This window comes from Citrobacter sp. RHBSTW-00986, from assembly GCF_013783065.1.
Classification (GTDB): domain Bacteria; phylum Pseudomonadota; class Gammaproteobacteria; order Enterobacterales; family Enterobacteriaceae; genus Citrobacter; species Citrobacter braakii.
This window is the reverse complement of record NZ_CP056200.1, coordinates 2,632,940-2,653,426: the sequence shown is the minus strand read 5'-3', so window position 1 is coordinate 2,653,426 and position 20,487 is coordinate 2,632,940. Positions and strand designations below refer to the sequence as shown.

Sequence of the window (20,487 nt, the reverse complement as noted above, 5' to 3'; positions counted from 1 at the left end):
TCTTGATAAACCCCGCCAGTTAGTTTGAAAATGGTGCAATTTCTCAACACAGGGTTTACCCAGATGGCTATGTCACCACCTCCTATTTTTGAAGGCAACGACTATTACAGCGTCTCTGAAGAATTTTTTAGCAAATTACCAGCTGATCTAAGAGCGCCTTTTGAACAAATAATGAAGAAAGGGGCGGAGATTATTAGCGGTTGCGATAAAGAGATTGAAAGTCTGATTAGACTTATAAAGGTAATACCTACTACAACAAGCCTTAGTTACATTTATCGTCGGCTTCGTACGACCAAGTTTGAAATCACTACTGAATCGATGATGGAACAGGAGATGTTAACAACCGCTTTTGTGGTCAGCTACGCACGTTTGTTCGCCAAAAGCAATGGCACTTGCGTTCTCCAGCGGAATGATCTCCCTGTCCACCTACGGGCTGTTCATGATGAGCTGTATAAAATTCGCAACGAACGTTATGCTCATAACGGAGGTCATAACCCCCTACAGCGGCCTCGTCGGCTTACTGGTTTTAGCGCTAATACCTTCTATAACCTCTCTTTTGCGGTAGATAACTATTGCTGGGATCGTTTGGATGAGCAACATGCGTATAATATGGCTTGCCATCACAAAACTCGCATTCGCGTTAAGCGCCAGTGCCGCAAAGGACATTGATTCCACGCTCCCGGGAACCCAGGAGAGCATCAATACATAAAATGGATAATCCAGAAGATGCGCCGCTGTAAATGCCATCATGACCGTCACACCCAGTCCAATAGCAATGAGCTGTATTGAAGACCAAAGATGACGCAAAAATGCAGTCAACGTAAACGCAATAAAATGATGCCCCAGTAATATGCCCATCAGGATCATACTGAACTGATTGAAAATATCGGGAAAAAACACAGTCTGAGATGACAAAGGGTGCAGGAGTGCTGCACAAAGCAACGACGTGATCATAAAGGGCGCAGGAAAGTGGAAGCGTTCAAGGCATTTGCCCAACACATAGCCCGCAAAGACAATACCCAATAGCCAGAGCACATTAGTCGTTGCAAACAATACAGGCGGCATGGCCATATGGGTTTGCGCACCGCCGGTAATATATCCGGCAAATAAGGTCAATGTGATGAGCCGAAGCGAGTGCGAAATGATAATTTTTTGCGGCGGCGTTTTAACATGGGACGCTAGCGCTAATACCGCTGCCATTGCCCCCGGAACGGCGCCCAATAACGCCTCTTCCTTACTCCAGCGTAATCGGTGAATACACCACAAGTAGCATGCGGTGAATTGCAGGGATAAGCATACTAATAACAACACCAGTAAAAATGCGATATTTCCTTGCGCCCCAAAAGAAAAATCGCGAAATAAAAGACCAATTGACGTACCAAGAGAGAGTTGAATCACCGTCAGGCTGCCCGGCAGTACTGGCACAGAAAGACCGGTACGTTTTAACACCAGCACGGTAATAAGGGGGCCAAACATCATACCTAACGGAACGTTGCAATAGGTAAAACCCAACCCAGCCAGGATACAAAGAGCAAAACCTAACAATAATTTCATACACCTTTCTCCTGGCTACCGGGAGTGTTAAATACTCAGTGAACGGTTTCGTTAACCCAAAGGGTATTTTCAGCAACCCATTGGGTCAATGCATCAAGACGTTCGTGTATTTCCCGGCTGGACTCCGCTTGAACAATAGCACTCACGATCTCGCCATTTGTTAATTTCATCGCGTCATATTGGCGGCCGACGACACCTGTTGCCCGATATTTAACCACAAAAGGCAATGGACATTTTTCCGCAATAGAGAGGAGCGTGCCCTGTGCAGGCGGCACATTTAATTGGCCAACCCGTAAAACGGGTTGTCTTTGCGATAAATCCTGCGGATAGATTTCGCATAAACTGGCTTTAAGCCAGGTCATTCGAGGATCAAGACCAAAAGCGGCCCCTAATTCTTCATTGACAAAGCAGCCACCTAATCGGCAAGCAAGCTCGCCAAAAATAATGTTGTTATCTTTATCAACAAAAACTTCAAGGTGAAGCAATGCGTTTTCTTCCGTTGGAAAAACCTCTTCAGCAAGATATTTGGTGTAGGCAATCAGTTTACGATGCAGCGGCGTGTCATCTTCCATAACCAGACCTAATGTTTTCCCGGATAGAAAATCCAGGCAGGAGACGGTTGCACGAGATGCAGAAACAAATATCGCCTTTCCTTTTAAATACAACGCATTAATTTGATAAGCTTCGCCTTCGATAAATTTTTCAATGAGCAGATTGTGATACTCTGGCGGCTTAACCTGCGCCAGATATTTATAAAGCTGGCCTTCATTTTTAAGAACCACCACGCCCTGTGATCCACGCCCATCATTAGGTTTGATGACGCAGGGATATCCCTGTTCGGCAATGAATCGCGCCATCGCAGTCGCACTGTCGACGCGTGCCATAGCAGGAACCGGTAACTGATGAGACTGAACAAGCGATTTCATCATAAATTTATCACGGAAGAACATGGCCTTTTTTTCACGGTCGTGTGTCAAACCCAGACGATCGCTGATTCGCGCGGCCCTCAGAACATCGATTTCGGCGAGGTAAAAGATACCCGTTGCTTTATTGTCCTGAGCGTAGTGGTAAATATCCATTTCCACGAAGGGATTATCATTAAAGTTTTCATAAAAAAGGAAAGAAAAACCTGCCCCCATATGATCAAGAATATTATCGATCTGGCTTGCGCACGTTGCAATCAGAACCGGGGCCACTGATTGCAATGACTGCCACTCTTCACGTGAGTGCTGAAAAATAATTTTTGGTGGACACAGCAAGATATTCATTGTTTTTCTCATTCAATATCAAATGTAATGACAAATACATCCCGATAACCTTTTCCTGGCAACAAAGGAACCACTGCCGCGGTATAATGCTGATAATTCACATCATTGAATATTACTGCATCGCCCGCATGCAGTTTGAACGTAGAGGCATCATTGCCCCCATCATGATTAGAAATAAGCGTGGTTTCTCCACCAGTCACATTCTCAATTTCGCTGCAATAGATTGCAATGTACTTAAAACCATCTTTATGAATACCCTCTGGAGCGGGATATCCAGGCCTTCGGTCATCTGTCGTTATTCTTATTTGATGAATGCCAATATTGTAAGTCGTGTCTGGAAGCAATGGCAAAAGCTTACGAAACACCAGATTCATCACTTCTTCAGCAACGTCTTGTTTTATTTCTGGGTATTTTCTTGCAATACCGCCAGCGTAATTGTTCAGTTTTTCCGCTTGAAAAAACTCACCCACTGCGCACAGATCAAAATACTTTTCACGTCCGGCCCTGGCCTGCATGTAACTTCTGAACCGAAAAATACCATCTTCAGCCTTAAGCCATGGATCGGGTAGTAATTCATCAAAACTATTTTTGACTTTCGCTGAAGTCTTCCCCAGTCGAATATGATGATAGGCGTGCATAGATAACGTCCTTAATACGGTAGTTTGAGCAGTCTACTTATAAGATATGAAATGCATATCCAACAATAAATAATATTGCAGACTCTTTTATACTGATAATCTATGGGCAAAAGTAAGGAGGCAGGCTCCTTACTTTTTAAATAACTCTACTTGCTTTTTTTACGTAACTCCGTCACTGGCACGCCACCAATTCCCCAGTTATCAGTCTCCACTTCATCAATGACCACGATGGTTGTGCTGGGGTTTTTATTCAGGACATCAACCAATAGTTGTGTCACTCCCTCCATTAATTTTTTCTTTTGCTGATCGGTAGCACCTTCATTAGTAATTTTAATATTTACGTAGGGCATATGAACTCCTTTTATTAGATAATTTTTGACATTGCACCAAGATAAACAAGTGCAAAGAGATTAAACGATAGAACATAACCGTAGTGCATTTTAAAACTGGTGTTACTGGGTGATACATTCAGACTGTTTGCGGCGAAAATAGCATTGATCGATACGGGAGAAATAAGCTGAGTTGCAATAAATAAGCAAATCCATATCTGATAATCAACCATCCCCCCCGTAAGATAATCAGAAAATATCGACCATGCGATACTAAAGATAATCAGTGGATGGATACCTAATAAACCAAAAAGCGGTACGATGAACAAAATAATCGCGTAGATCTGCAACGTTGTCAGCCCGCCAACATAAGCAGTGATACCCTCAGGTCCATGGGAAAAAAGCAGCCAACAAACTGAGGTCAACACACTACAGCTTAAAAGCAACAATACCTCACCGGATATATTCTGTGCTGATTCAGTTAATTGCTCAGCCCAGGGTTTATCCTTTTTAACCAGATGATCGACAACAAAGAGCACGACTGCTGTAAAGGCAATACTTTGCAGTGAATTAAGATTCAGTACCGTTAATGAAAAAATGAATACTCCCCAGAACAGACCTACACATAGCAGGATATACCGCATCCCATCACGGCTGGGTGTCACCGTCTCGTTTTCAGCGATTACCGTCACTTTTGCGCTTTGGTTGAACAAGATACTGAATAAAAAGAGAGGGATACCCACCAGCATCGCCTTAAGATGCGGTACGTCAGGCATTGCCGCCCAAACGGCAGCAGCGCCGATGGTGGTTGGCATCAGTACCATCGTAATGCATACGGTGCGCGTAATAATCTTTGCCAGGTTGAATCTTGGCCCAATAACTGACTTGAGGCCATCGAGCAGCAATGATATTGCCCCCAGACTCATTGGCCATGTTAAGAACGCCGTCAATAACGTAACCCCAAAAGTCATGTTCGATGTTTTTCTACGCGAAAAATATCCTCCCAGAACAGCTGTAAAATTAAGAGAGGCCATGACTTGTCGTAATAAGGCAATACCAACAAGCAGTAAAATCACATCAAAATATCGCGAAAAAATTGCAGGGAGCACAATGCCTTTCAGGTTGTTTGTAGCAAGAAGAAACATCATCGAGCAGAGAAAAATAATCACACCACTTCTGGCGGATGATTTTTTTGACCAGAAAGCAAATGTCGATGCGAAGTAGAGCACGGCGGTAACTCCCGCAATAGCCGACATCGCCGCATGTTTATCCGTCAACGCACAAGCGAACAGAAATACCAGCAATGATGTTATCGCTAACGCAGGTTGCAATGATTGCCACGCCTTGCCACGGGCCTGGATTTGCTCAGTCTGCATTTATCGCTACCTCTGGCTGAGCCTGCCGCACCATCATTTGATGATACATATCTGCGACACAACGGCCTGCATCAACCAGGAATCTTGAATTAACCAGCGGACGTGGCAGGACGTAGGTGTAAAAATTCGCGCCTTCCGCAGGATTGCCCAGCACCCAAAAAGCCGTCTGCGCTTCCCCCATGCGATTAATAGGATGCTGGCATTGATCGATATCCAGCCCACCCGGGTGATACCCCTCATTCATAAATGGACGAACAATACCATTGGCTGTCATATTTCTGATTAACGGTGAAGCGTCATGTAGTGGCGAAAAACTGGCAATTTTCGCCTTGATTAAAACATCAGCCTGAATCTCAGTACTCTCTTCTTTAAAAGGTGAGTGAACTTCGAATTTTCCTTCGCAGTCGTTCAATACTAACCTTGAATCTTTACCACCGGCCAGACTCACCACATTCTCTTCCATTAATGCTAATAGTTGTTCATTTCTTAACTTCGGCGGGCCAACGGCAATGCGGTTAAAAATAGGATTAAAATGCTCAAGGAAATACTGATGTGACCGCGATTCAAGCCCTGAATTATCAATCGCTTCTCGTAAAATATCCCTGACATCACGAATAATGTCTGTCGCCGCTTTGATCGGGCCATGGACATTGCCCTCCTCAGACTCCTGGAGATCTTTACGCAGGAAATACATAAACCATTGAGTATAATCCTTTAAACTCAGATGTTCCTGCGATTGATGTGGATAAAGCACACTGTCAATTACCGCGATGTCTTCAGCGCTCGGTTCATAAGAGCCAGCATCTAACCACTGCCCATTTAGGGTTGAACGATAGGCATAACACATTTCTTTATGCAGTAAGGGGAAAACTTGTTCAAGAAAATCGATTTTTGAAGATCCTTTCTCAAACACATTTTTCAACCGCAATTCTCTGATAGCCATTGCCGTTAAGAAGCGTGGGGAGTACTGCCCAGAAACGCCTTTTTGATTCGCGCCGCGACTGCTAAAAGGTAGAGCCTTACGTGAATAGATAAAAATACCCGGTTCTTTTCCGGAAGGATGATAGCGAAGCTCACCATCTTCCCGGCTAAATTTTCCACCCCTGCCGATAGTGAGTTGCGAAATGACATCATAGGCAGTCAGACCAATACCCTGAACAATCACATTTGATTCCGCTGTTATTTTATTCAAATTATTTATTGGATAAGGAGTCGGATAGTAGTCCAGGCGTTCATTTTTCTTATAATTATTGGCAATAAATCGTTCAACAAGATGATCGTCAAACGTTTTGGCGTTGTCGCTGTGACCAGTGGTTAAATAGACGTAATCGGCCACCACACGCTGACTGTCTTCCAAGACAATAATAGACTTCGCATCGTCCTGAATCAGAATGTTGTTGGCCTGATGATTTATCTGTGTAACCGAGATATTGTCAGGCAAACTTTTGATAATTTCGTGATAAAACCAATTTAAGTATTCACCTAATAATCGACGAGGTAAATAATCGTTGGCGTCAATTGGTTTGCCAGCCACGTCTTTTAAATAACGGCCATCAACATTTTTATAGCCCTGCTCATTAGCCCACTGATGAAAACATGGCCCTGAACGGAAAGATCCGGCATTTTTTACCGTCGCATCACCAAATAATGTTATCTGGCAAGCAACGGTGTTAACCAATAAATGGTCGGGCTGCGATAAACTGTGCGCACCTACACCCATCGCATTTTTATCAACGATAACAATATTAATATGTTCATTCTGTTTACGTTGTGCATGCTGAGCACAAATCCTTTCCAGAATACTAAGCCCCCGAGGCCCCATTCCTATAATAGCAACGGTTGTCTTTTTCATTCTTTGCTCCAACTTTGAGAGTATTTAACTTTGCTGTGTTGAACATAGCTAATCCCTGCTGCGATAAATAACGCACAAGCGCCAGATAATATTGAAATAGTCATCCCGTTTTTATTGTTCTGAAACGCACTCACGATTAATGGCCCGGCAATTTGCCCAATGCCATATGTTAACGTCACCAGACCCAGAAGATTAATTTTCTGTGGTGCAGAAATCTTTTTCGCGAGTGGCATAACGAGAGAACTGGTTCCCATGAAAGTTGCACCAAAGCCAATACAACTCAAGGTCAATAAAAGCGGGGAATGGATAAACGAGGCCATCACAACGCAGCTCGCCTGCACAATTAAGTTAACACTCAGGCAGGACAATATGCTCCACTTGCGTGCAGCCCATAACCAACCATAGCATCCTGGGATAACGGCAAGGCCAACAATAGACCAGATATGGTTGGCCAGAAATTCATTACCCACTCCCCGGGCCATTAAAGGGAGATAAGTAGCTACAATGATATAACCGAAGCCTGCCAGTCCATATAACAATGCTAAATTCCACCACTGGATGTTCGGCTCGGATGACGAAGCTTTTTTCTGAGGAGGTAGAACGTGTTTATTTGCAGGCAGCAAGATAATCAGCGCGATGAAGAGTACAGCTGAAATGATTGACGCGCCGATCCATAGTAGCTTTGAATTTAATGCATATGCGATACCGGCTATAACATATTCATTGCCTATAAAAATACCCACCCCGACGCCGGCAAACAAAGAAGCAATGACAAACGGATTATGGGTATGCTGTAGCATAAGCATCGACCCGAATATCATCATGCCTGCGCTGGCAACACCGGCGATAAATCGAATAACAATTACTATATCAGGGTGCGTGACTACTGCCATCGCAAAAATAAGCAGGCCGGTGACTAATGCAGCACAAATTAACATCGTTTTGATATTCTTCAGGCCACCAAAAATACCAAACGAGAACAGGAGGCTGCCAACCAGGTATCCGGCGTAATTCGCGCTTGCGATTAACGATAATTGCGAAAAATTAAAAATGCCTTCATGCAACATGACCGGCAGCATCGGAGTATATAAAAACCGACCAATTCCCATCCCCAGCGTTAAAACAATCATACCGAAGACAGCCGTGCTCAACTGGCGATGGCCAATAACATTGTGATCAAGATCCATTTTTCAGGCTCAATATGTCAATCAGATTTGATTGTTATGTTACATAAAGAAATGATAATAAAAAGTTAATAAAAATGACGAAAACCTTCACTTTGAGTGACAGACACGATGAACAGTACTTCATTAAATTTGTTTAAAACCGTCGCGGAAACCGGCTCTATCACCGCAGCAGCCCGTAATCTGCACTGCGTTTCTTCAAACGTCACGACGCGGCTCAAGCAACTGGAGTCCAGCCTGGATGTTTCGTTGTTTGTTCGCGAGAAGAATCGTCTTCACATCACCCCTGAAGGTGAACTGCTTCTGCGTTACGCTAACAAAATCCTCGCGCTTTTAGACGAAGCCGAGTTGTCTATGCAGGGAACGAAAGCGGCTGGCCCTCTGCGCATTGGCGCAATGGAAACCACTGCCGCCGTCCGACTTCCTGCTTTGCTGGCAAACTTCCACCGTGAAATGCCCTCCGTAGAATTAAACTTAAAAACGTCACCGACAGATGTGTTAGTTCGTCAGATCCAGAATAGTGAACTTGAAATTGCCTTCGTCGCTGACCACAAGGCGTTGCACGTAGACAATTCAAGGCTACAAACGCAGGTGCTGTGTCAGGAAACCCTGGTTCTGGTTACGGCCGCAGAGCATGGTGATGTCGTGACGGGAGCCGATCTGGAGGTGACAAGGCCGCTCGTCTTTGTGAAAGGATGTAATTATCGTTCCCGGCTTGGGCAATGGTTACGGCTACAAAATGTCGATTATGACGACCCGCTGGAGTTTGGTTCTTTTCAGGCAATACTTGGTTGCGTAAGTGCCGGAATGGGCATTGCATTATTGCCTGAGAGCGTCGTCAAACAGTATGAAACGAGTTTCCCCATACGGTGCCACTCTATTACTCCTCACATTGGTAATGTCAATACTATGATGATATGGCTTAAAAATCGTGAGGTTAGCCGGGTATTGAATTGCTTTGTTTCCTTTGTTTCATCCCACTGAGGTATTCCACAACCATATTGTGCCGTTAGGGCTTTTGGGCTGGTAAATACTCTATATGGATCTATTATCGATGCAGGCTTTCAGTTTCAGGATTGACTAATGCAATTTAATAGAGTTGCTGAAGATTTCTTTCCTGGGATTGGTCAAGAAATTTGACCACTGTTTTGTAGTAAGAACGGCATCTGCTCTCTGATTCGTTCGTTGCCAGTCTGCCATTGGCACAAAGCGGCTATTCAGTCTGCTTAACTTTGTTTCCAGGTTCAAAGGGGGAACGATGAGGTTTTGGCAGAATATGCTTAAGTTAAATGTGAAAAGGAATTCAAATTGGATGGAGTTTTTCACACATGAAAGATATCTTTCAGGATGCAGGTAAAAATTACCGAACAAGCAGATTCTGCCAATCTGGATTCTCAATTTTATGGGAATAGGGCAGCATCGCACGATTAATCAGATCAAAGAATTCTGACTCCACCATCCTTACCGCTTTGCTTGTACCTGGCCCTTTCCATTCATCAAAGAGACGCCAGTAAAGCGATTTCAGCATATCGACCGCTGCCTCGAAAATCTTTACGTCAGGTTCAAACCAATGACACATCAGAAAATACATTTTTTGTTCTGCATCATGAATGGATGTGCACTGGGAAAGTTGACTCATAAATAGCTTTATCCAGACCAATGCTGCTGTTTTTAGCGGTGGCAGTACAATCCGTTGCTCTATCATGTATCGTGACAGATATAATTCAACCTCAGTCCGTTCAGGTTGATTATCAAGACCCAGTGAAGCGAGAATTAAGAGAGTCACCGAATCATTTCCTTCGGTAATTTTATCTTCAGCCCATGCAATGATCAGGCAGTCCAGATTATCGTAGAGAAAGTGATATTTCCTTGAAAAAATAAGCAGTCCGAGCAGGTCATTGAGTGAGTATATACATGGCATCTGATGTTCTCTTTCCTGTATCGTTTACATGAACCTTGGCAATGCTCCTGTCTAAGGCCATCATTCATTTAACGGGTGGGGCTACGTATTCGAATGAAATGCCAGTTAACCTTAATTTTATCTTAACTATTGATATAAATACTATAAAGTGTAGTGACATACAGATTTTGACCACATAAGCCGAAGTGTGAGAAGTCCGCCTCTGGCACGGAGCAGTCTGTCTGGCGCCCCTCAAGAGCCGCTATGTCAAGAACGGACGTTGACCGCGTTGTTCAACGTCACCAAATTCAGTCCCTGGCACTCAGTTTCTCGCGAGTTGGACCTTGAAAGTAGATACTACCTATATGGCAACTACGCGGTTGAGCCAGCACAAAACGAATTGTTTCCCAGACAGAGCGTCCATTTAATAAACGTTCCCCCATTCTGGATTGACTATCAACAAACGTATCTAACCCTGTAAGTTCGAAATCCGGTGGATACAACCCGGTCACACGTATATTTTCTTCGGACAACTGGTGTGACAGTTTAGATGTGAATCCGCTAAGCCCGTGTTTGCTGGCAAAAAAAGCGGGATGCGCAATTGAATCCGTAAAATTCGGAATCCCACATGAAGATATTATTGAGACGACATCCGCGCTTTCTGAACGTCTTAACCCAGGCAACAATGCATGAGTCAATAAAATCGCACCTGTCAGGCCTGAACTGACGGTATTGATAATTTCTGCGTCTGGTTGATCGTCTAACGTTCCTGAAAGCCACTGGGCGGCATTGAGGATTAAAATGTCGATGGGCTTGTCTGAAGTTAACAACTGTGAAGAAAATTGCGAAAGGGATTCAGGCTGGGTTAAATCACAGATATATCCTTTTGCAATCCCGCCTTCAGCCGCGATGATACTGCAAGTTTTTTGAATATCATCAGCACGCCGCGCGCAAAAATCCACCTCGACGCCTTCTTGCGCCAGCCACACGCACAGCGCCTGACCAAATCCTCCACCTCCACCCGTAATTACAGCTCTTTTACCTCTCAGCATCTTCATCCATCCTTTTCTTTATGACTATGTGTGGATATAGATATACATGAGGAAGTGGATTGGCATCTTTCAATTAGTGCCATTTTTACATGAGGAATAGGGATAGGGGACTTGCAAAGCCAGCATCTGGCGCGGAGCGGACTGAGCGTTAGGTTATTATATTCTCTGCAAGGATATGTATGCGCTATACACCAATTTTAATTGTGCTATTTAGTCAGTAAATTTGTTTAGAATACCATTCCTCTTCTGTTTATAAAGACAAGAAGAGGGATGTGCTAATCATTTAGATATCAGTAGCCTGCAGCCCTGTTGGCTTCTTTGATGCGATTGTTTCTTGCGTCTTTATTGTGTTGGTCTTTTGCCTGCATTATCCCACTTGCAGCATCCACCCAATCATTTGCGGTACAACCTGACAATACAATACTCAACATTAATGCAAACGCATACTTCATTTTAACTCCATCATTCATTATTGTATAAATAGCGTCTGTGTAATGCTCAATGTATTTAACGCTAATGCGGTTAATTTAACAAATAATCATATCTCAGGCAAGGTGAGGATCTCGAACCCGTACATGTAATGGGTAATCCATAATGATTAGCTGAAATAATTGAAGGTGCAGGGTAGAAATAACACTGCATAAAAAACGACATATCGTATTGCGTGGATTATTAAACAGCGAATTAATTAGCCTCTGTGACAGAGGTTATCTTTACGCGTCAACGCATGGCTGCGCTACTCCCGGCGATTGTCATTCGTCGGGAGCTATCTTTAATTATCGAACCTGTAGTGCTTCGAGTTCAGAACACCGGCAAACCCAGTCCTTGCTTTACTTCTTTTAATGTCTGCTGCGTGACCTCGTGCGCCTCTTCGCTTCCTTTTTTGAGCATCGCCATCAGCATACCTTTATCCTGGATGTAGGTTGCCCGCCGCTCGCGCATCGGGGCGATAAGCTCCTGCAAGCACATCTCCAGCTCGTTTTTGCATGTCCGGTCACCCAGCCCGCCGCGCTGATAATGCGCTTTCATCTCCGCCACTTTTGCTTTATCCGGATGAAAAGCATCGAGGTAAGTAAATACCATATTGCCGTCAATCTGCCCCGGATCGGACACTTTTAGATGATTGGGATCGGTGTACATTGCGCTGACCGCATGATGAATAGCCTCTTCGCTGGCGGACAGAAGTAGTGTGTTGCCGAGCGATTTTGACATTTTGGCATTACCGTCGATCCCTGGAAGACGGCTGGTCTCACTCAGTAGCGCTTTACAATGCGACAAGACAGAGGTCGGTAACAGACTATTCATCTTATGCACGATCTCATTGGTCTGTTCGATCATGGGCAACTGATCGTCGCCGACGGGAACCACCTCGGCTTTGAAGGCGGTAATATCTGCCGCCTGGCTGATGGGATAAACCAGAAAGCCAACCGGTAACGAGCGGGCAAATCCTTTCTGCGCAATTTCGTTTTTGACCGTAGGATTTCGCTCCACGCGAGCCACGGTAACAATGTTCATATAAAGCGCGGTCAGCTCAGCGAGGGCGGGCAGGGCCGACTGCAGACAAATGGTGGTGAGTGACGGGTCGATTCCTGCGGCGAGGTAATCAGCCAGCACTTCGGGAATATTGTTGCGGATCTTTTGTGGTGTGCTGCCGTTATCGGTTAGCCCTTGCAGGTCAGCAACCAATATAAACTGCTGATAATCATGTTGCAGCGTGGCGCGCTGGCGCAGAGAGCCAACATAGTGGCCGAGATGCAGCGGGCCAGTGGGACGATCGCCAGTGAGGATGATAGTTTTGTTGTTCATGTAAGACTCCTTAATCAAAAAACCGAAAGGGGTCTTTAAATGCAAATAACCGCCTTTCGGCGGTTATTTAAAATGGGGAAAACACATTCTGACCGCCTTTAAGAAGGCAGCCACCACAGGTTGTGATTAAACGCGGTGATATCGTGTTTTGTGTTCATCCAGTCAACATATCACCGCCTGGCGCAGAGGTAAAGCAATGCACGGCGTACTGACGTATCTTAGCTCGCTTCCAGCATGCCAAAGCTCACGATGCGCGAACGGCCTAACTCTTTCGCGCGATACAGCGCCACGTCTGCGGCGCGCAGAAGATTGTCGCTCTGGGCGTGCTGCGGATAGCTGGCAACGCCGATAGAGACATCAACGTGACCAATCTCTGAGAGTCCAAAGCGCAGCGACAGTTCGCGTACACCATTATAAATATCTGTCGCAAAGCGGTTGGCGGCCTGCTCATCCGTATTGGCCAGCAACACCAGAAACTCTTCACCGCCGTAACGGAAGGCCATGCCGCTGTCATGGACAACGCGCTGAATAGTGGTGGCGATACTTTTTATCACGCTATCGCCCGCCTCATGGCCAAAGCGGTCGTTAATATTTTTGAAATGATCGATATCGATCATCAGGCAACTGATTGGCTCTTTGTTACGCACTGCCTGGCTCATCTGGGTGCGCAGCGTATCTTCCAGATGATGACGGTTGCGCAGGCCGGTTAGCGGGTCGTAGAGTGCTTTCTCCAGCAGCGCATCACGCAGGCGCTGGTTGGCTAACGCCAGACCGAGTGCTTCCGCCATCAGTTCCAGATACGCGCGAGAGGGAGCGGAATCATTGCTGAGGTTCTGGAATGAGAGCAGGCCGATGGCTTCACCCTGGGCAATCAGTGGCACGCACAGGGTATGCTGCTGGCATGATTCCGGTAGATGGTAGCAGGCGATATCGGGTTCGCCTTGCACGGGTGGATGGCTCTGACCGCGGCGCACTGCCCAGCACTCGTCCGGGTGGAAAGCATCCGCTTTGCCCTGCGGTGAAAGCCATTGCGCAACGCAGCGCATTTGCCAGGGCTCTCGATCCAGTATGTAAAGCCGCCCGGCAATACCGGGAGCAACATTCGGCGCAAACAGCTCTGCCACATTAATGACATCGGCAAAATTCTCGCAGCCTTGCAAACGTTGAGTCATACGTGCGAGCAGCTCGCGGATTGCCCAGTCGGCGTCTCGTTCTTTCTCCAGTCGCTGACGTGCCAGGCCGTTCTCGCGAAAAATGCGGATCGCCTGCGCCATATCGCCGATTTCGTCGATCTGATTAAAGCTGGGTGTCTCAACGGCGTAATCCTGCGACGCCAGACGGTTAACCACATCGCTCAAACGCACCACGGGACGCAGTACGCGGCGTTTTAAAATAAAGCCGAGAACGAACAAAAATAGCAGCGCCGTCAGCCCGACCATCACTTCCGAAGCCGTACGTAGCGTGCGCGATGTCTGAGTGGCATCTTCAATGGTGTTGCGTACGCGGCTGTCGAGTAACTGACGGAAATGATCTATCCGGTCCTGGGCTCGCTCCAGTTCCTGTTCATAGGATTTGCCATACAGCAGGGCGATGGCCTGCGACTCTTCTCCGCGCGCGACGCTGGCAAGCGCCGCAGCTTGCTCATCCTGCAGGGCATCAACAATCTGCAGCCCTTCATGCAATAGCGCCAGCTCTTCATCCGTCGCCCCAATGTCTTTTAGTTTCGACAGCCGCTGTTCAACGGCTTTCAGCGACGCTTCTTTCTGGCGGTAGGCGTTAAGCGCTTCCGGGTCTTTTGCAATAACATATTCGCGTGCCAGACTGGACAGCGACCAGGCATCGAGCTCGACTTCTTCGGTCAGTTGATCGAATTGATAACGCTGCTCCACCACCTGGCGTTCGGTGTTATCGGCGCTGGAGGCCATCAACATGACAACGCCGGAGGCAATAGTCAGACACACCGTCGCGCTGTAGGCCCAGTTGGTGATTGTGGCAATTCGCACTGATTAGTTCCTTCTGCGACGATTAATGAATAAGCATGATTGAAATTATAGGAAACGTATGATTTTGCGTGAAAATAAAAAAGGCGGTCTCAGGACCGCCTTCTGTTATCGTCCTGCCATCATAAATCTGGAGGATTTTTTCCTTCTTCCATAAAGGCTTCGTCGATTCCTTCCACGTTACCTTCATGATCGCGCCCGGAAAACAGGTTCCAGCAGGTAATGAACAGTGCGGCAATCAGGGGGCCAATCACAAAGCCGTTAATGCCGTAGATCTCCATTCCGCCGAGAGTGGAAATCAGAATCAGATAATCCGGCATTTTGGTGTCTTTACCCACCAGCAGCGGGCGCAGGATATTGTCCACCAGCCCGACGATAATCACGAAGAAGCCAACGATAAACAGCCCTTGCCACAGCTGGTGCGTGGCGAAGAGGAAGATTGCCGCAGGTACCCAGACGATCGCTGAGCCGACCGCGGGCACGAGGGAGAGAAACGCCATCAGCGCGCCCCACAGAACGCTGCCGTCGATGTCGACAATTGCAAACGCGATGCCGCCAAGAATACCCTGAACCAACGCCACGACCGCTGTGCCCTTGACCGTTGCCCGCGTCACGCCGACGAATTTGGCAAACAGGTGCTGTTTGGCAAAATCAGAAAGCGGTAATGAGTCCAGAATCTGGCGCACCAGGTACGGCCCGTCCTTCAGTAAGAAAAACAGCAGATACAGCATGATGCCAAAGCTAATAGCAAAGCCGAATGTCCCTTTACCAATCAGGAACGCGCTGCCGGCGAGGTACTGTCCACCCTGCAGTACAACGTCGGACAGTTTTTTCTGGATCTGCGCGACGTTATCCAGATTATGTTCTGCGAGGAATCCTCTGGCCCAGTCAGGAAGATACGAAATAATGGCGGTGACCACTTCCGGGAACTGAGTGTCGTTTTGTTGTAATTTGGCATACACCACGTTCAGCTCAATAGCCAACGAGGAGAAGATCACCATCAGTGGGATAAAAACAATCAGACAGATGATGCCGATGGTGAGCAGTGACGCCAGCCCGTTACGTTCGCCAAGCGCGTTGCGCAGTCTGTTTTTCACCGGGTTAAAGATGGTGGTTAAGATTGCGGCCCACAAAATGGCAGAGAAATAGGGAGACAACACATCGAAGAACGCCCAGGTCACGAGGGCAAGTATGAAAATGAAGAAACCTTTAGTCAGTCCGTTAAATCGCATTAGTGAACCCTGTAATGAGAAGCAGTCCCGACTATAGAACCGTTCAGGGGAATTACCAACTTTCGCTGCGCATATTTACTTAAATTGGTTAACCTGTTTTTCGTAGGGAGCCTGCGACAGATAAATAACGTACGCTATGATTTATTAGTGAAACAGTCATACTTTTCTTCCCGAAAAAGGGCGTCAAAAAAAGAGGGGGCGTTATGAACACTCAACCTGTCATCGGGATTAGTGGATGTTTAACCGGCTCAGCCGTGCGATTCGACGGCGGGCATAAACGGATGGGGTTTGTGATGGACGAGCTGGCTCAGTGGGTGACTTTTAAACCTGTCTGCCCGGAGATGTCCATCGGTTTGCCTGTACCACGCCCCGCGTTGCGTTTGGTTCAAACCGCCCAGGGGAATATCCGCATGTGTTTTAGCCATGCGCCTGGTGAGGATGTCACCGATAAAATGTCCGATTTCACCGCTTCATATATCAATGGGCTTGGCGGTCTGTCGGGTTTTATCGTCTGTGCTAAATCACCGAGCTGCGGAATGGAGAGAGTGAGGCTGTATGACGAAAAGGGAAATCGCGGGCGAAAAGAGGGAACCGGTCTGTTTACCGGCACCTTAATGGAAACCTACCCGTGGTTGCCGGTCGAAGAAGATGGCCGCTTGCACGATCCGGTGCTGAGGGAGAACTTTGTCGAGCGAGTGTTCGCGTTACATGAACTTAATATGCTGCGAGCCTCTGGTCTTACTCGCCACGGTTTACTCAACTTCCACAGCCGCTATAAGCTCCAGCTTTTGGCTCATCACCAGGCGGGTTACCGGGATATTGGCCCTTTCGTGGCCTCGCTCCATCAGTGGGATGATTTGGACGCTTTTTTCGTGGTATATCGCGAAAAGCTAATGGCGATCCTCAAAAAGCCCGCCTCACGGAAAAATCATACCAACGTACTGATGCATATTCAGGGCTACTTCCGCGATCGGTTGAACACCCGCCAGCGCGGAGAGTTGCGTGACGTTATCCTCAACTATAGCGGCGGACTGCTGCCAATATTGGCGCCACTGACTCTGCTCAAGCACTACCTTGCTGAATACCCAGACAGCTATTTACTTACCCAGAACTATTTTGATCCTTATCCGAAGGATTTAGCCCTACGGTTAATGATTAATTAGCCTGATAGCGAGTAAATCTGGGGCAAAAATATCCGTTGTTCGCGAAGGTTATCCCTGCCGTTTTCTGATGCGTTTAAGCAGGGATAACTTTCACGGTGTGTAATCGATGATAAAAATGCGGCCCTGCACCCACGGGCAAATGTGCCGACCGCGATTTAACCGTTTCTGATTTCTTCATCGATACAAGGCTGAGGTTTGCCAAACAGATATCCTTGCGCGAAATCGCAGCCCAGAGCCTGAAGTCTTGTCAGTTGCTCCTGCGTTTCAACACCTTCTGCAACAGCTTTCATATTGAGAGATTTCGCCATGCCCGTGATCAGTTTGATGATAGTCAGGGCGTCTTCCTGCGTAGATATCGAATGCACAAAGGACTTGTCTATTTTGATTTTATCGAAGGCCAGTCTGCTGAGGCGCGAAAGAGAAGAGTATCCGGTACCAAAATCATCGATGGAGATTTTTACCCCCAGGGCCCGGAGCTTATTAAGCGTATTTATCGGTGTAGCACTCTCGGTAAAGAGAGAGGATTCAGTCACTTCCAGTTCGAGGCGGTCAGGTGGAAGTCCAGAATCTTTCAGAATGGTTAACACGATTCCTGCAAAGGCCTTGCTGCTTAGCTGGACAGGGGAGACATTGACTGAAATTTTAGCCGGAACCGCCCAACCAGCGGCTTCCCTGCAGGCAATTTCCAGCACCGCTTTCCCCATCTCATTAATCATCCCTGTTTTTTCAGCAACAGGAATAAAGCTATCCGGCGACAGGAGGCCCTTGAGAGGATGGACCCAACGAATAAGCGCCTCATAGCTGTATATTTTCTGACTGAAAGAATCGACAATAGGCTGGTAATACACCACGAACTCTTTGTTCACTATTGCTAATGCCATATCATGCTCAAGCGTTCTGCTTTCCTGCAATTTTTCTAACATTCGTTGCCGGAAGACTTTTATTTTGCCAGAGCCTTCATTTTTGGCTTCATAAAGGGCCAGATCGGCAAATTTATAAAGATAGTCAGAGCGACGCTCATTTTCTGAGATAACAATGCCAACACAGGTGGTTATGTTGATAATTGTGTTGTAAATGGTGTAGGGCTGGCTGATAAACTCACATATTTTCTGGGCTCGCGAAACGGCCCGACTTTCTGTCAGGCCACTTGAGAGAAACGCAAACTCATCCCCGCCTAAGCGATACAGCGTATCCGACGTAAGGCTTGTCGAAATCAGACGATCGGATATCTGGCGCAGTAACATATCACCGGCATCATGACCATACGTATCATTGACCTCTTTGAATCGATCTAAATCAAACAACATCACCGTCACAGCATCGTTATTTTTCTCTGCCATTTCGATTGTTTTATTTAAATCGCTCCAGAATAGCTGGCGGTTATTCATCTCGGTGAGCGAGTCATGGTAGACGTCATATTCCAGCTTGGCATTCTGAATTTGTAGCTTTTCCTTCGATTTTTGCAGTTCTTCGGCAAGACTCTTGACCTGAAGGTGCCCCCGCAGAATATTTCTGTTTTGATAAAAAATGAGCACGCCCAGAATCGCACTCAGTATTATTAGCAGTACAGATGTCGTTGAGTAAATATAGTACAGCGTTTGAATTTTTTGGTTGGCGTTATTAATCGAGTTAACATCTTTGTTTAATGCGCCGGATGAAAGACGCCCAAGTTGTGCATCCAGGGTATGCATCTTTTTCAGATATGCCTGGAGTGCTGGACGGTTCATTTTCTCGAGATTATCATCCAGATAACTAAGGATATTTTCAAGTGTTACCGCTAGCTCACGGTGGGCTATATTGCTTTCTATGTAGCGCCCCAAATCACCTTCTTTTATCAAATCACTCTGGCTGAGCATAATGTCGAGACGCATGCGTACATCATCAAGATTCATCGTATCATCGATAGTGTAAAGACCAAGCAACGATTCAAATCGGTAATATTGAGATACCAACTGAGCGGCAGACCAGGAATCGGTGTAGTGAGTCAGTTTCTGTAGCTCTTGTTGCCGTTCATGCACGAGGAAAGAGATATATCCGGTCGATATAAAAAGAAAAAAGATGATGCCAGCCAGTATTCTGTTCATGATGTTCCTCTGAACGCTTACTCAATATCCATGCTACTGACCTGCCATGCAGACCTTGAATAATAAATCTGATTATTTAGTTCCGGCATGCTGTCATAGGGGTACACAATGAATAATGGGCCTTTATCACGGATGCGCATATATTTTCCGTTGATTTTTAAAGCAAGGATGGCATTGTATTTTTTGAAATCACTGAGAGGGATAACGGTGGTGTAGTCATTAAGCGCAGTAACCTTTACAACGGAGCCGCTCGCCCCAACATAATCCATGAGTTTTTGTAGTGGAATACCCGTAAAGGTCGTACGTCCATTATACCAGGGGGAGGTGGTCTGAAAACTTACCATGCCCAGCTTCTCAAGGCTGGCGGTATCAAAAACCGCTTTCCCGTCTTCATTTGTATTTTCAATATTACCGGATAACGTTAAAAGAACTTTACCGGTGGGCCTGGAAAGTTCACCCGCCCAAAGCTGGGTGGAGAGCACAACGCTTACCAACATGACTATTAACCGCATTCTAACCTCACCAATCAGCCGGATGTAAAAGAATTATAATTTAGATATCACGCTATTTATATATTCCGCCTGTCTATTATTGATGATGTGAAGTTATTTGTTTTTTAATTCATTTAAATCAATGGGTTGCCATGCTTAATGGTTATGAATATTTATTAAATCAGGCGAAGTCTGTTATTAACGGACGGTGATTTTTGTTGTGCCTGTACAAAAAACACCCACTCTGTGGTTGTTAAAAAATCACACGATCATAAAGGTTTATTTTTTTTGTGCAGCGACAGGGAATCGTTGTTTTATCGGCGGGTAACCTTGTTGAATAAATCGAACTTTTGCCTATTCCCGGGATTAGATTACACAGGCGTAGCAGACGTTCAAAAATAGTCAATTATCAGGAATTCAAAAATATGCAAAACCACCTACAGGATCGTCAGCAACTTAATGAACTTATCAATGGCTGGATGCACCGCGATTGGGGGAATAGCCGCACTGGCTTGCTGCCTGAGCCAGGCGGATATACCTTGCTGAGCGCCGCATAAC

The 20,487-nt window shown here is 46.2% G+C and carries 18 protein-coding genes; 3 read left to right on the top strand and 15 right to left on the bottom strand.

The genetic code is table 11. From position 1 onward, the window contains the following. Positions 1-498 precede the first annotated feature (498 nt). From HV345_RS13010 to HV345_RS12980, 7 genes are all read right to left on the bottom strand, one after another. Entirely contained in the window at positions 499-1,554 is a 1,056-nt protein-coding gene (locus tag HV345_RS13010) for an AbrB family transcriptional regulator (RefSeq protein ID WP_181635647.1), read from the bottom strand. Positions 1,555-1,589: 35 nt separating this feature from the next. Continuing rightward, entirely contained in the window at positions 1,590-2,822 is a 1,233-nt protein-coding gene (locus HV345_RS13005; RefSeq protein ID WP_016156403.1) for an acetyl-CoA carboxylase biotin carboxylase subunit family protein, read from the bottom strand. Between the two features lie 8 nt (positions 2,823-2,830). Next, the gene (locus tag HV345_RS13000) at positions 2,831-3,460 is read right to left on the bottom strand and encodes a 2OG-Fe dioxygenase family protein (RefSeq protein ID WP_181635646.1); all 630 of its coding nucleotides are present in this window, start codon (positions 3,458-3,460) and stop codon (positions 2,831-2,833) included. A gap of 146 nt (positions 3,461-3,606) precedes the next feature. Then, positions 3,607-3,810 (bottom strand): 4-oxalocrotonate tautomerase family protein, encoded by a 204-nt coding sequence (locus HV345_RS12995; protein WP_016152960.1) that lies wholly within the window; start codon positions 3,808-3,810, stop codon positions 3,607-3,609. A gap of 14 nt (positions 3,811-3,824) precedes the next feature. After that, entirely contained in the window at positions 3,825-5,165 is a 1,341-nt protein-coding gene (locus HV345_RS12990; RefSeq protein ID WP_181635645.1) for a hypothetical protein, read from the bottom strand. Next, positions 5,155-7,017 carry an FAD/NAD(P)-binding protein gene (locus HV345_RS12985; RefSeq protein ID WP_181635644.1) on the bottom strand — a complete coding sequence of 621 codons (1,863 nt, stop codon included), beginning with the start codon at positions 7,015-7,017 and terminating at the stop codon, positions 5,155-5,157. Before HV345_RS12985 ends, HV345_RS12990 begins: the two co-directional genes overlap by 11 nt. Further along, positions 7,014-8,204, bottom strand: coding sequence for an MFS transporter (locus HV345_RS12980; protein WP_016156407.1), 1,191 nt, complete (start codon positions 8,202-8,204; stop codon positions 7,014-7,016). Before HV345_RS12980 ends, HV345_RS12985 begins: the two co-directional genes overlap by 4 nt. Before the next feature lie 108 nt (positions 8,205-8,312). Here HV345_RS12980 and HV345_RS12975 point away from each other — a divergent pair, with 108 nt between their 5' ends. Beyond that, a complete protein-coding gene (locus HV345_RS12975) occupies positions 8,313-9,185 on the top strand; it encodes a LysR family transcriptional regulator (protein ID WP_016152964.1) in 873 nt (290 codons plus the stop codon). Positions 9,186-9,561: 376 nt separating this feature from the next. On the opposite strand, the gene HV345_RS12970 is transcribed toward HV345_RS12975, so the two are convergent. The 6 genes from HV345_RS12970 to HV345_RS12945 all read right to left on the bottom strand — a co-directional run bounded on the left by HV345_RS12970 (position 9,562) and on the right by HV345_RS12945 (position 16,191). Beyond that, a complete protein-coding gene (locus HV345_RS12970; RefSeq protein ID WP_181635643.1) occupies positions 9,562-10,122 on the bottom strand; it encodes a hypothetical protein in 561 nt (186 codons plus the stop codon). A gap of 287 nt (positions 10,123-10,409) precedes the next feature. Next, the gene (locus tag HV345_RS12965; RefSeq protein WP_181635642.1) at positions 10,410-11,153 is read right to left on the bottom strand and encodes an SDR family oxidoreductase; all 744 of its coding nucleotides are present in this window, start codon (positions 11,151-11,153) and stop codon (positions 10,410-10,412) included. Between the two features lie 290 nt (positions 11,154-11,443). Continuing rightward, positions 11,444-11,605, bottom strand: coding sequence for a hypothetical protein (locus HV345_RS12960; protein ID WP_181635641.1), 162 nt, complete (start codon positions 11,603-11,605; stop codon positions 11,444-11,446). 349 nt (positions 11,606-11,954) lie between these two features. Further along, positions 11,955-12,959, bottom strand: coding sequence for a tryptophan--tRNA ligase (gene trpS, locus HV345_RS12955; protein WP_016156413.1), 1,005 nt, complete (start codon positions 12,957-12,959; stop codon positions 11,955-11,957). A gap of 218 nt (positions 12,960-13,177) precedes the next feature. Beyond that, the gene (locus HV345_RS12950) at positions 13,178-14,962 is read right to left on the bottom strand and encodes a diguanylate cyclase (RefSeq protein ID WP_019076715.1); all 1,785 of its coding nucleotides are present in this window, start codon (positions 14,960-14,962) and stop codon (positions 13,178-13,180) included. Between the two features lie 119 nt (positions 14,963-15,081). Beyond that, positions 15,082-16,191 (bottom strand): AI-2E family transporter, encoded by a 1,110-nt coding sequence (locus HV345_RS12945; RefSeq protein WP_181635640.1) that lies wholly within the window; start codon positions 16,189-16,191, stop codon positions 15,082-15,084. 203 nt (positions 16,192-16,394) lie between these two features. Here HV345_RS12945 and HV345_RS12940 point away from each other — a divergent pair, with 203 nt between their 5' ends. Then, on the top strand, positions 16,395-17,354 hold the full coding sequence (locus tag HV345_RS12940; RefSeq protein WP_016156416.1) for a DUF523 and DUF1722 domain-containing protein: 960 nt from the start codon (positions 16,395-16,397) through the stop codon (positions 17,352-17,354). A gap of 155 nt (positions 17,355-17,509) precedes the next feature. Here HV345_RS12940 and HV345_RS12935 read toward each other — a convergent pair whose 3' ends face one another. Together HV345_RS12935 and HV345_RS12930 are read right to left on the bottom strand one after the other, a co-directional pair. Continuing rightward, entirely contained in the window at positions 17,510-19,438 is a 1,929-nt protein-coding gene (locus tag HV345_RS12935; RefSeq protein ID WP_181635639.1) for a bifunctional diguanylate cyclase/phosphodiesterase, read from the bottom strand. 17 nt (positions 19,439-19,455) lie between these two features. Then, positions 19,456-19,950, bottom strand: a complete 495-nt coding sequence (locus tag HV345_RS12930) for a molybdopterin-dependent oxidoreductase (protein WP_016152974.1) — start codon at positions 19,948-19,950, stop codon at positions 19,456-19,458. A gap of 404 nt (positions 19,951-20,354) precedes the next feature. Between HV345_RS12930 and HV345_RS26435 the strand changes: the two genes are divergently transcribed. Continuing rightward, positions 20,355-20,486, top strand: a complete 132-nt coding sequence (locus HV345_RS26435; protein ID WP_255467552.1) for a hypothetical protein — start codon at positions 20,355-20,357, stop codon at positions 20,484-20,486. The last annotated feature ends 1 nt before the right edge of the window (position 20,487 follow it).

What these genes read in the sequence shown, in the direction of transcription:
- HV345_RS13010 (WP_181635647.1), bottom strand. Translation starts at nt 1,554, where the DNA reads ATGAAATTATTGTTAGGTTTTGCTCTTTGTATCCTGGCTGGGTTGGGT.
- HV345_RS13005 (WP_016156403.1), bottom strand. Translation starts at nt 2,822, where the DNA reads ATGAATATCTTGCTGTGTCCACCAAAAATTATTTTTCAGCACTCACGT.
- HV345_RS13000 (WP_181635646.1), bottom strand. Translation starts at nt 3,460, where the DNA reads ATGCACGCCTATCATCATATTCGACTGGGGAAGACTTCAGCGAAAGTC.
- HV345_RS12995 (WP_016152960.1), bottom strand. Translation starts at nt 3,810, where the DNA reads ATGCCCTACGTAAATATTAAAATTACTAATGAAGGTGCTACCGATCAG.
- HV345_RS12990 (WP_181635645.1), bottom strand. Translation starts at nt 5,165, where the DNA reads ATGCAGACTGAGCAAATCCAGGCCCGTGGCAAGGCGTGGCAATCATTG.
- HV345_RS12985 (WP_181635644.1), bottom strand. Translation starts at nt 7,017, where the DNA reads ATGAAAAAGACAACCGTTGCTATTATAGGAATGGGGCCTCGGGGGCTT.
- HV345_RS12980 (WP_016156407.1), bottom strand. Translation starts at nt 8,204, where the DNA reads ATGGATCTTGATCACAATGTTATTGGCCATCGCCAGTTGAGCACGGCT.
- HV345_RS12975 (WP_016152964.1), top strand. Translation starts at nt 8,313, where the DNA reads ATGAACAGTACTTCATTAAATTTGTTTAAAACCGTCGCGGAAACCGGC.
- HV345_RS12970 (WP_181635643.1), bottom strand. Translation starts at nt 10,122, where the DNA reads ATGCCATGTATATACTCACTCAATGACCTGCTCGGACTGCTTATTTTT.
- HV345_RS12965 (WP_181635642.1), bottom strand. Translation starts at nt 11,153, where the DNA reads ATGCTGAGAGGTAAAAGAGCTGTAATTACGGGTGGAGGTGGAGGATTT.
- HV345_RS12960 (WP_181635641.1), bottom strand. Translation starts at nt 11,605, where the DNA reads ATGAAGTATGCGTTTGCATTAATGTTGAGTATTGTATTGTCAGGTTGT.
- trpS (WP_016156413.1), bottom strand. Translation starts at nt 12,959, where the DNA reads ATGAACAACAAAACTATCATCCTCACTGGCGATCGTCCCACTGGCCCG.
- HV345_RS12945 (WP_181635640.1), bottom strand. Translation starts at nt 16,191, where the DNA reads ATGCGATTTAACGGACTGACTAAAGGTTTCTTCATTTTCATACTTGCC.
- HV345_RS12940 (WP_016156416.1), top strand. Translation starts at nt 16,395, where the DNA reads ATGAACACTCAACCTGTCATCGGGATTAGTGGATGTTTAACCGGCTCA.
- HV345_RS12935 (WP_181635639.1), bottom strand. Translation starts at nt 19,438, where the DNA reads ATGAACAGAATACTGGCTGGCATCATCTTTTTTCTTTTTATATCGACC.
- HV345_RS12930 (WP_016152974.1), bottom strand. Translation starts at nt 19,950, where the DNA reads ATGCGGTTAATAGTCATGTTGGTAAGCGTTGTGCTCTCCACCCAGCTT.
- HV345_RS26435 (WP_255467552.1), top strand. Translation starts at nt 20,355, where the DNA reads ATGCAAAACCACCTACAGGATCGTCAGCAACTTAATGAACTTATCAAT.